This window comes from Mycobacterium sp., from assembly GCF_049647605.1.
Taxonomy (GTDB): domain Bacteria; phylum Actinomycetota; class Actinomycetes; order Mycobacteriales; family Mycobacteriaceae; genus Mycobacterium.
In genome coordinates this window covers 1-9,804 of sequence record NZ_JBARXZ010000094.1, presented here as the reverse complement: position 1 = coordinate 9,804, position 9,804 = coordinate 1, and the positions used below count along the sequence as shown (strand labels likewise).

Sequence of the window (9,804 nt, the reverse complement as noted above, 5' to 3'; positions counted from 1 at the left end):
CCGGAGGGGGTACCGCCAAGGCCGCGGTGAGGGCGGCCAGTGCGGCACCGTAGACCACCCCGGCCCGTGAGTTGTTCGGCCACATCACGCCGTGATATTCGATGTTGAGCTCGGCGATGCGCGGGGTGAGCGCACCCCAGACCGACGGGTTGATGCCCTGGCAGGTCGCCTCGTCGACGCGGTTGGCCACTGCCACCGGCGCCGGCACCATCGTCGACACCGCGGCCTCGTAAGCGGCGACGGCGGCACTGGCCAGCGGCGGCTTCTCCGTGACCCACCCGGCCAGCAGCTGCAGCGCGGTGTTGAGCCCCAGGCCGGCCTCGGCCGAGCCGACGGCGCCCGCACCCTTCCAGTTGGTCATGGTGGCTGCGCTGTTCATCACCGACAGCCCGAAAGAGATCTCGTGGCTGGCCAGCTGGCTGATCCAGGCCGCCATGTTGGCCAGCGTGGTCGCGGTACCGGTTCCCGCGGTCAGGCGGGTGTAGTTGTCTTCCGGTCGCATGACCGGCCAGAGCGGATCCATAGGAGTCTCATCTCCGTGGTGAGAAGCTTCTGGACAAAATGCCTAGGTGAGAAACGCTGACTTGGTGATCGTGTCGGCAAGCGCGTAGGTGCTCGACGCCAACGACTGCGCGCCCGCGTAGGCGGCCCGCTGACCGGTGTGCTCGGCGGTGGTACCCAAATACGCCGCACCCGCGGCGTTCAAGGCAGCCGCGAACTGCACCGAGTCGGCATCGGCTCCCATCGGTGTGGCGCCGAGCAGCGCTGCCGACGCCGCCGATGCGCTGGCGGCCATCGAAGCGCCGATTCCGCCCTCGGTCGCCGACGACAGACCGATCACTGCTGGCTGTACATCCATCATTTCTGATGCCCTCCCTGAAGATCGCGGGCCGTGCCCGCGTGCTGTTCCACGAGTCTAGGTGTGCTGACCGTTGCCGTCGACACATGTTTTGGCTATCCGTAGCGAATTCTCGTCCCCCACTCATTCGGGGTTGCCCACCAGAACTCCTTCGATGTCTCCTTCCGTGGTCACCAACAGCCCGCGGCCGGGTGGTAGTTGCTGGGCACTTGTTCTGGCGAACACCTTGACGGTCGCGCCGTCGTTGTCCATGAACAGCGTGGGGGTTCGTGCTCCCGTCAGCTTCTGCAGCAGTGGGTTCATCACCGAGACACCGGCCCAATTGCCCGGCAACCGCGAGATGATCACGTGCAGTCCGATTTCACGGCTGCGCTCGATCAATCCCCACAGCGGTGCGGTGGCCGCCGGTTTCCCGAGCACCCCGTTGGGCCGGAGCTCCTGTTCATCGTCGATCAACACGAAGTGATGCGGACCTTCCCACCGCGGCCGGTTGAGCAGCTCTTCCTGACTCAGACCGGACGGCGGCAGCCGGTCGTGGAGCTCCGCGGCCAGTTCACCGATCACCTTGTCGATGTCGTCGACGGTGTAGGCGTAGGCCCGAACATGGGGTCCTTGCACTTTCCCGATCAACGTCGTCTTGGGATCGACGATCGTGATCTGCGCCTGTTCCGGGGTGTAGAGCCGCGTCACCGCCTGCCCCAGCGCAGCCAGCGTGGTGGTCTTGCCGCACTGGCCACGCCCGACGACCAGCAGGTTCGGCGTGGCCCGAGCCGGGAGCGCCACCGGCTGCAACGCACTCTCACCGATCGCAAACGGGATGTTGAGCGGATCCGCCCCACCGGGGGCCGCACTGTGGGCGGCGATGATCTCTTGCAGCGCCACCCGCTCCGGCAGCCGGGCCAGCTTCTCCACCTTGCCGGCCCCGGTACTGCCGGCGATCACCGCACCGACCTGGCGGGTACCGACCACCTCACCGGACGGTCCGACGATCTCGGGGACGCCGATGAGGATCTCGTGGCCGTTGCGGGTCAGCCCGAAACCGGGCCGGTCCAAGGTGTTGCGGGCTGCCCGACGATGGTCCATCCCGGTGCCCATCTGAGTTTCATCGGGGTTGCTCAGCCGCAGCTGAAGCCTGGCGTTGGACACGTTGAGCAGCGCCTGCTTCTGCCCCACCAGCCAGGCGGATGCGCTGGTGATCACGTGCACGCCGTAGGACAAGCCTTGTCTGGCGATGGCGATGGCCCGGTCACCGAGCCCGTAGTCCTTCTCATAGAGCTCACCGAAATTGTCGATCACCATGAAGACGTCACCGAACTTGTCGGCCGGGTCCGTGCCGGCCCCGCCCGCGGGACCGAAACGGCGCTCCCGGAACTCAGAGATGTCGATCTGGTACTGCTTGAACGCCGCCTCCCGGGCCCGGATCAGCCCTTCGATGGTGGCGATCGTTCGTGAGACCCCTTCGGTGTCGGTAAGGCTGACCACGCCCGCGACGTGCGGATACTCCTCCACCGGGTACAACGAGGCCCCCACGCAGAAGAACGTGACCCGCTCGGGCCGGTACATCAGCGCGGCCGTCGTCATCAGCGTCATCAGGGTCGTCGACTTACCGCGTTGAGCGGTTGCCACCACCATGATGTTGTCCATCTCGGCATCGACTACAAAGACCTGTTGCAGGTGGTCCTCGGGGATGTCCTCGACGGCCACCGGGAACACCAGGCCTGGATTGTCGCCGTAATCGACGTGCCACGGTTTCCCACGCCAGCGATAGACCAGCTCGTCAGCCCGCTCGCTGACTTCCAACGGGGGCAGCCAGATCTGGTGCGGCGCTCTGGCCGGATGCGCGACGAGGGATTCCCGGATGACATCCAACAGCTTCTTCTTTTTGAATCCATCTGAGTGGAACAGGAACTCATCCGGTTCCACCACGTCGTCCGCCCCGGCCAGCGCAGCGCTGTCCTCGTCGCTCAGTGGCTGGTACTCCCACGTCAACGACCGCGGCTGCCGGAAGCTCATGTCGACCGTCTTGTCGGTGATGACGTTCTTCTTCGGAACCACAAAAGGCGCCGACACGTAGAAGCACCGGAACTGCTCGAGCTCTCGCGGGCCGACCTTCAGCAGCGCGTAACCCGCCTCCTTGGACGGCAGATGCAGCGCCGCGTCACTGCCGATCACGTCCCGCGAATCTTCTGCGGTCTCGGCACGTAGCGCCACCCGGAAAGCCAGATTGCTCTTGGCCTTACTGAGCGACGACAGGTCCAGCCGCTGACCGCCGAGGGTGAAGAAGACGTTGCAGCCGCGGCCCTCCTGCCCGATGTGGATCACCAGGTCGATCCAGTCGGGATGGTGGTGGAACAGTTCCAGGTACTCATCGATGATGACCAGCAGGATGGGCACCGGTTCGAGATCCCGTCCCGCCAGCCGCATCTCCTCGTACTCATTGGCATCGCGGGCCCCGGCATTCTTGAAAAGCGCATAACGCCGCGCGATCTCACCGTTGATGGCCTTGCGCATCCGCTCGGCGAGGTGCCGATCATCCTTGCCCAGGTTGGACAAGGAGCCGGCCACGTGCGGCAGGCCCGCCAGATCCTGGGCCGCCGATTCGAATTTCATGTCGACGAATATCACGATGAAGGTTTCCGGCGAATGGGTCAGCGCAATGCCGTTGCACAGCGACAGGAAGTACTCGGACTTCCCCGAACCCGAGGTGCCGACCACCACCGAGTGGAAACCGAAACCACCGAAATCCTTGGCCCGCAGCACGATGTACTGCAATTCACCACCAGGTTTCACGCCCACCGGGACCATCGCCCACTTCGCGTCGCCGCGGCCTCGGCTCTCGGCCCACAAGCGGTCCACATCGAGATTGCGCGGATCACCGATCCCCAGCGCGCGCAACAACTCTCCGCCCTGACTGTCCATTTCCGAGAGTTCGCCCGCACTCATCGGCGCCCATCGCGCCAATGCCCGGGCATACCGGTCGGCCGTACTCTCGGCGAGCATGTCGGCGACGGCGTAGAACGCGTCACGATGCCGCAGCCGACCCTCACGAAGCTGGAACCGCTCATCGGCGGCGGCGAAGCCGACACCGTGACCCGGCCGGGTTGTCAACCGCAACACCGTGATACCTGCACGACCCTTCTGCCCGGTCACCCCTTCCCACGCCTCGGGTGTCCCGGTGTTGTCGTCGATGATCACCCAGTGCGGCCCCAGGGAAGTCGCGGCCGCCTCCACCGGCGACGGCATCGACAACGGGCTGCTGCCGGCCGGCGGCGCCCACGGCCCCCGGCCCTTCCGGTTCAGCTCGGCGTCGAGGGCCTCCTCCAACTCGGTCGGCGAGCCGAACACCAACCTGCGCAGACCGCAGGCGTCGAACATCTCGTCATGTTGATTGTGCGGCAACCAGACCAGCCACGACCACGCCTCCGGGTTACGAGTGACCACCATGAGTTTGACGTCGTTGGGCCCGTGGTACACCGCCAACCCCGACAACACCGCCCGCATCATCGCGCGCAGCTGCTCCAGATCGTCTGACAGGAAACTGAATCCGGGCCGCGACCGCAGGCTCAGCACCTTTCCGATACCGCGGATCTTGCTCTGCTCCAGAATGAAGTCGCGGAGCGCGCCGCCGGTGACGGGCTCGAGCTCCTCACCGACCGGCACATCCGGCCACTGCAGCGATACCGCCGAATCCGCGGTCTGCTGCACCCCGATCCCGAGGCGCACGTCGAGGAAATCCGGGTCGGCCGGGCGCCGCTCCCACATCCGCGGCCCCCCGATCACGGTGTCCAGCCGCTGCGGGTCGCCGTGGACAAAGAGCTGGCTGCGACGCTGATCCTGGGCTGCCCGCTGAACTTCGTCACGATCGTCGTCGAGCTGACGCAGATAGATGCGTCGCTGTTTCTCCTGCTCGCCCCAGGTGATCTTGCGGGCGCGGCCAAAACGGCCACTGAACATCATCGCCGCAAAACCGATCAATCCGAGCATCGGGAAGATGCCGGACTGCAGCGAGCGGACCCCTGAGGTGTACATCACCACCAACGTGCCGATGATGCCGACCAGCAGCGCCGGGATGGCGATCATCAAGAGGATGTTGCGTGGTTCGCGTTCGGGCAGTTCCAGCGGTGCGGCGACGGCAACCCGGGCGGGCGGCACGGTGGGCACCGCGGTTCGCGGTCCCCGGACAAACCCCCGTTTCGACACGGCTAACCTCCCGCAATCGGCTGGTTGGCATCCGGTATCAGCGCAACCTGACCGCCGCCGGGCAGGGTGTCTCTGGCCAGCAACGCGGCGTCGCGACTGATCGCCGGACCCGCCGCGAAGGTGCGGACGATCGGCCACGGAGCCTGCACCGCACTCGCCGGGTTCAGGCCGAGGGCGCTCAGCGTGGCCTGGTCCCAGCTGATTCCGTAGCGAACACCCTGCGGCGAAATCCAGTACAGGCTCTCCCGGGTATCGGAGGTGATCACCCCGCTGGTGGTGGCGACAAAGTTGGCCGCACCCGGTAGCACCAGCGTCTGATCGGCAACCACGGAGTCCGCACCGCGGTCATCGCGAACCAGCGCAACGATATTGGTGTCCATCGCAGGGGGCACCGGCAGACCCCGGCCGCTGAACACCGTCACTGTGGCCTGACGATCGGTGGACATCTTCGTCCAGCCGACACAGGTGACCGGATGAGCGGCGGTGTCGACAAATTCCAGCGACGTCTGCGGATAGAAGTCCACGTTCAGCAGGTCGACATCGGGGACTCCGACCAGGCGATCCGGTGAGATCAGTTGTGGTGTCGGGGAATTCTGGCTCAACGACGTGCGCAGCAGGTCCGCGACAAAGGCACTGATCTGCTGGATCCCCTGGGGAAGCAAGACGTAGAAACCACTGACCACTCCGCTGGCGTCTCGAGACTCGAAGACGGTACCCACCGTGGAGTCCGGCAGCCACTTCGATGGAGCACCGACCTCCGGGACCTGGGGGACAACGATCGGTTCAGTGGCCGGGAGCGCGTCGAACAGCGCATTGGACATCACGACCGGCCGGGTCGTACCCGGATCGAGGCCCAGATTGAAGGTCACCGACCGGTCGCCGGCCTCGATCCGCGATCGGTGCCCACCCCAGATCACAAACGTCTGGTCGCCGTGGGTGGCCAGCACGGCCTGGCCCGGCGCCATCGGCGCAGCTCGTCCGCCCGCCGACAGGGGTCCGGCGATCGAAGTCACGACCGGAGGTGCGCCGGCACCACGGGTCGGCGCCGTGTCGCACACCGACCACGCCGACGTCCCACCCGCCACTCGGAGGTCACTGGGCACTCCGGGGATACCGACCATCGGTCCGGTTGGGTATTTCGCGATCTCGGCTGCGCTGACCCAGGCCGGGGCCGCCGCGTTGCCGGTGACCAGACGCGCAGAGGTGAGGTTCAGGGCGGGATAGAGCCGGCCGTTCAGCTTGGCGTAGACCGCGCCGGTCTGCCGGTCGCCGATGATCGCGGAGTCGCCGACCAGTCCGGCGGGTTTGAGCACGTTCAACAGCGCCATCCACGCAACGCCGATCAGGACGAAGACGATACCGAGAGCGACCGCCGCCTGCTGTTTGCGGTCATCGTGTTTCATCCGCACCGAGAACCGCGTGACGGCCGCCTTCAACCGTCGGTTGTAGAACAGGTGTCCCGAATTCTGGTCTCGGTTCGAGAGATTCAGCGGCACCAGCAGACTCCTTCCGGCGCATCAGATCTCGCCGCGCGGCCACTGGCGCCGCGACGTGACGCAACCGATGACACCAAACCCCGGCCATCCCCTCCGCGGCCGTGGCAGGTGTCTCGGATGTCGCCCATCAGCTGAGTCCGCCTCCATATCGCGCCTCATTGTCGGCTCGGGCCTCAGCACGTAGCGCCGCAAACGCGGCATTCAGCCGATCTGCCAGCTCGGCGTGGGTGTAGTCCGCCGTCACGCGGGAGTGCAGGACCAGCTCGAGCAATCGCCCGTCCGAGTTGGCAATGGCCTGCACATCACCGAGATCGACGCTGTAGGTGACGTTCTCAGCCTCGGCAACCAGCTTCTCCCAGCGATCGGCGGCAGCATTCAATTCTCGGAGAACCTCGTCCACCAGGGCGCGGTCATCCATCCGGACCCGCTTCCCCACCGCACCCCAAGCCCCCGCCTGACATCGTCACAGTATGTCCACGGCCAGCAACCAGCGTCAATTCAGCAAGTCGATGACGGTTACGGTCGGCGAGGCCCACGATCGGCGGTTCTCAGCAAAGTCAGGTCAATAGATGGGGCCTCGGTTGCCGTATGTCGGCTCATATAGGGCCTCAAACCACGCGAAGTGGTAATTCGCCGTAATTTGGTCCCCCGCTGCCAGGGCGTCGGTGGCCGCCAGGAGCTGGCAGTTCAGCAACACTGTCACATCGAGGTCCGGGTAACCCGCAAGCAATTGATACCGAGCGGTATCGAGGTGGACCCGCAACACATCGAGCTCGGCGTCCACCACACCGGTTCCTGCGGCCGCAGCCTTCGCCAATGTATGCACGATCCGCGGCAGTCCGTCGCGCCACCGGGTGGCTTCGGCGAGCTGCCAGCCGAGGTCCTCGACCACCGGCACCGTCCGGCTACCCGGCCGCTCGCGCGCTGCGGCGCCACGGGCCGGCGCAAACCGGTCACCGGGGCGGTAGGTGGCCGACGATTCCGTGCCGTGCAGCAACGCCCGCAGATTTCCTGGGCGACGGCCGGGAGGCAGCACCTCAACACCGGCGGGCACCTCGATGCCCGGCGGAATCCAGCCACCCGCGAGGTCGGTGAGCACAACGGTGGTGCCGTCGGGGTTCCCGGCGACGGCCCACCGCAACCCCGGTTCCTGCCGGGCGAACCCGTCCACCAGCCGGCGGAGGCGGTGTTCTTCGGATTCTTCAGACGCTTTGGCTTCTTCGGGATGGGCGACCTGTTCCGGCACGGCGGCTTCAGGAGCCGTCACTTCTTCAGCAGCGTCGGGCACCGCGACTTCCAGAACAGCAGCGTCGGGAGCCGTGGGCGGCGCCGGATGACGTGGCAGCACCGTATGTAGTTGTCGCACTGTCGAATCGACCCGTTTTGTCGCAAAGGCCCGGGCGGCGTCGATGACGCGCTGCTGATCGGCCAGCTGCACGGGTGCGGACAGGCCGGCCTCGCTGATAGCCCGGATACGGTGGTTGGCCGTATCCGCGATGCGTTGCAGGTCGCGCTTCAGATACTCCGCGACCGTGGCCGTCTCGGCGGTGAGCTCATTCAGCTCGATCGGCCAGAGCCCGCCCAAAACCCATGGCGTACAGTCCTCCGGCGTGCGGAAGGTGGGCACCGAAAGGGCCTGCGCCGTAGCCCGGCGCAGACGCTGACGCGCCGATCGCCGTCCGAATGCCGCCACCGGCCAAGCGTACCGACGAACGGCGGCGCCGCCATTCACCAGCCACCGACCGGGCCGAGGGGTGAATTGTGAGGGGCGCGGTCGGTCGGTAGCGTCTCCGCCATGTCCGATACGTCCCTGCAGGCGCAGCTCGACGAGGTGCGCGCATTGCTGGCTCGAGCTCGGGAACTATTCGGCGACAACCCCGTCGCGCCACCCACGGACATCGCGCCTGCCGCCGACACCGCGCAGACCTGGGTGCACTGAACTAGCCGTCGGCATCAAGCAGCTCGTGCGCAGCCAGCGCAGCCTCGGCTGCGTCCAGTTCGCTTTGAGTCGGCACCTCGTCAGTGGGGGTGTGACCTGCGGACAGGATCTCCGAACGCACCTCCATGAGTGCCCGGAGATACGAGACGTCGGCAGTCAGTTTTATTGCTGCGGCCAGTGTCTGGGCATCCGCGCCCATCGCTTCCTCGGTGAGCACGACGCTGTGCAGGTAGCCGCCACGGCAGCTGCGAAACAGCAGCTGGCCACTCGGGTGCAGCGCATCGAAGACCGGGTTGGGTTCTGTCATCGGTTCTCGCCGAGCAGTGTGTGCATCTGCTGCGCACTCGCCGCATCGTGGTCCTCCCACATCGCCGCGGATCGCTGCAGATTGTCGGCCATGTCGGCGTGGTCATCCGCCTGCTGCTGGTAGCACAGCCGGCGTTGTTCGAGCAGTTCTCGGGCCGCGTCCCGTAGTTCGCCGAAGATCGGCCCCAACGACTCCAGGCTGTCCTGGATCGATTGGTGGCTGTCGGGCACCGCGCGCAGGTGATCGGCAGCCTCGGCATGGTGGCGGGCGGCGTCACGCAGTTTTGCCGGGTCGACGAGGATGCGGTCCTGCATGGCGGTCTCCTAGTTGGCAGGTGTGGTGGCGGGTCGAGTCGGGGCGGGGCTCTCGGCGGCGGGTGCGGTGGCGGGTCCGGAATCACTGGGCGACGGCGGGTGCATCCAGCCTAGGAAGCTGGGCCCACTCACGCTGGCAAGTGGCTGGATCTCACCGGCCAGCAGCGCTCTGGTGCGGTCCAGCGCCAACGCTTGCCGGTCGGTGAACATCCCGACATCGCCGGTGGCGACGTCTTTCGGGTCGACGGGAGAATCCACCGGGGATCCGGGCGGCGGAATGGTCAACCCGTTTCGGTGGAATGCCTCCCCGATCGGCGTACCGCTCAGTGCGGCGTTGATGACCTGGGCGAGCTGCGGGTTCGGCGCGGTGATCAGGTCACCGTTGGGCAGGCGAACCTCGGCAGATTCCGGCATCGGTTGGGGTTCGGGGTCCTGTTCGGTTTCGGCTTCGTCGGGTTCCGACTCCGATTGCCCGGTGTCGTCCTCGGTTGCGGGCGCCTCGTCCGACAGCGCCGCATCCGCTGCGGCCAGGAGATCCTCGAGGTCCTGGCGCGGAATCTCAGCGCCCCGCCCGGAAACCGGTGTTCCGTCCGGGGACCAACCGGCACCACCGGGTGAGCCACCGCCGGCGCCCGGGAGGCCGCCGCCCAGCGCGCCGGGCATCGGCAGGCCGGACATCGCCGGCACGG

The 9,804-nt window shown here is 66.5% G+C and carries 9 protein-coding genes and 1 pseudogene; 1 reads left to right on the top strand and 9 read right to left on the bottom strand.

Translation table 11 applies throughout. From position 1 onward, the window contains the following. The 6 genes from WBB07_RS12125 to WBB07_RS12100 all read right to left on the bottom strand — a co-directional run. Nucleotides 1-523, bottom strand: a 523-nt coding sequence (locus tag WBB07_RS12125; protein WP_526307954.1) for a PPE domain-containing protein, incomplete at its 3' end; no start/stop codon positions are given. A 42-nt stretch (nucleotides 524-565) separates the two neighbouring features. Then, complete coding sequence (locus tag WBB07_RS12120) at nucleotides 566-859, bottom strand: PE domain-containing protein (RefSeq protein WP_526307952.1); 294 nt, start codon at nucleotides 857-859, stop codon at nucleotides 566-568. A gap of 123 nt (nucleotides 860-982) precedes the next feature. Beyond that, nucleotides 983-5,059 carry a type VII secretion protein EccCa gene (gene eccCa / locus WBB07_RS12115; RefSeq protein ID WP_526307950.1) on the bottom strand — a complete coding sequence of 1,359 codons (4,077 nt, stop codon included), beginning with the start codon at nucleotides 5,057-5,059 and terminating at the stop codon, nucleotides 983-985. A gap of 2 nt (nucleotides 5,060-5,061) precedes the next feature. Next, complete coding sequence (gene eccB / locus WBB07_RS12110) at nucleotides 5,062-6,555, bottom strand: type VII secretion protein EccB (protein ID WP_526307948.1); 1,494 nt, start codon at nucleotides 6,553-6,555, stop codon at nucleotides 5,062-5,064. A gap of 127 nt (nucleotides 6,556-6,682) precedes the next feature. Next, nucleotides 6,683-6,991, bottom strand: a complete 309-nt coding sequence (locus tag WBB07_RS12105) for a DUF2710 family protein (RefSeq protein WP_526307945.1) — start codon at nucleotides 6,989-6,991, stop codon at nucleotides 6,683-6,685. Nucleotides 6,992-7,117: 126 nt separating this feature from the next. Continuing rightward, the gene (locus tag WBB07_RS12100) at nucleotides 7,118-8,248 is read right to left on the bottom strand and encodes a DUF5631 domain-containing protein (RefSeq protein ID WP_526307943.1); all 1,131 of its coding nucleotides are present in this window, start codon (nucleotides 8,246-8,248) and stop codon (nucleotides 7,118-7,120) included. A 102-nt stretch (nucleotides 8,249-8,350) separates the two neighbouring features. Between WBB07_RS12100 and WBB07_RS12095 the strand changes: the two genes are divergently transcribed. Continuing rightward, on the top strand, nucleotides 8,351-8,494 hold the full coding sequence (locus tag WBB07_RS12095; protein WP_526307941.1) for a hypothetical protein: 144 nt from the start codon (nucleotides 8,351-8,353) through the stop codon (nucleotides 8,492-8,494). A 1-nt stretch (nucleotide 8,495) separates the two neighbouring features. Here the strand turns inward: WBB07_RS12095 and WBB07_RS12090 are convergent, their stop codons facing one another. The 3 genes and pseudogenes from WBB07_RS12090 to WBB07_RS12080 all read right to left on the bottom strand — a co-directional run. Beyond that, a complete protein-coding gene (locus tag WBB07_RS12090; RefSeq protein WP_526307939.1) occupies nucleotides 8,496-8,801 on the bottom strand; it encodes a DUF2694 family protein in 306 nt (101 codons plus the stop codon). After that, on the bottom strand, nucleotides 8,798-9,115 hold the full coding sequence (locus WBB07_RS12085) for a type VII secretion target (RefSeq protein ID WP_526307937.1): 318 nt from the start codon (nucleotides 9,113-9,115) through the stop codon (nucleotides 8,798-8,800). Before WBB07_RS12085 ends, WBB07_RS12090 begins: the two co-directional genes overlap by 4 nt. Before the next feature lie 9 nt (nucleotides 9,116-9,124). After that, a pseudogene (locus WBB07_RS12080) lies at nucleotides 9,125-9,804 on the bottom strand (DUF4226 domain-containing protein); the annotation flags it as partial.

Bases quoted from the DNA above. Each gene is read 5' to 3' on its own strand.
- WBB07_RS12120 (WP_526307952.1), bottom strand. From the start codon at position 859: ATGGATGTACAGCCAGCAGTGATCGGTCTGTCGTCGGCGACCGAGGGC.
- WBB07_RS12095 (WP_526307941.1), top strand. From the start codon at position 8,351: ATGTCCGATACGTCCCTGCAGGCGCAGCTCGACGAGGTGCGCGCATTG.
- WBB07_RS12090 (WP_526307939.1), bottom strand. From the start codon at position 8,801: ATGACAGAACCCAACCCGGTCTTCGATGCGCTGCACCCGAGTGGCCAG.
- WBB07_RS12085 (WP_526307937.1), bottom strand. From the start codon at position 9,115: ATGCAGGACCGCATCCTCGTCGACCCGGCAAAACTGCGTGACGCCGCC.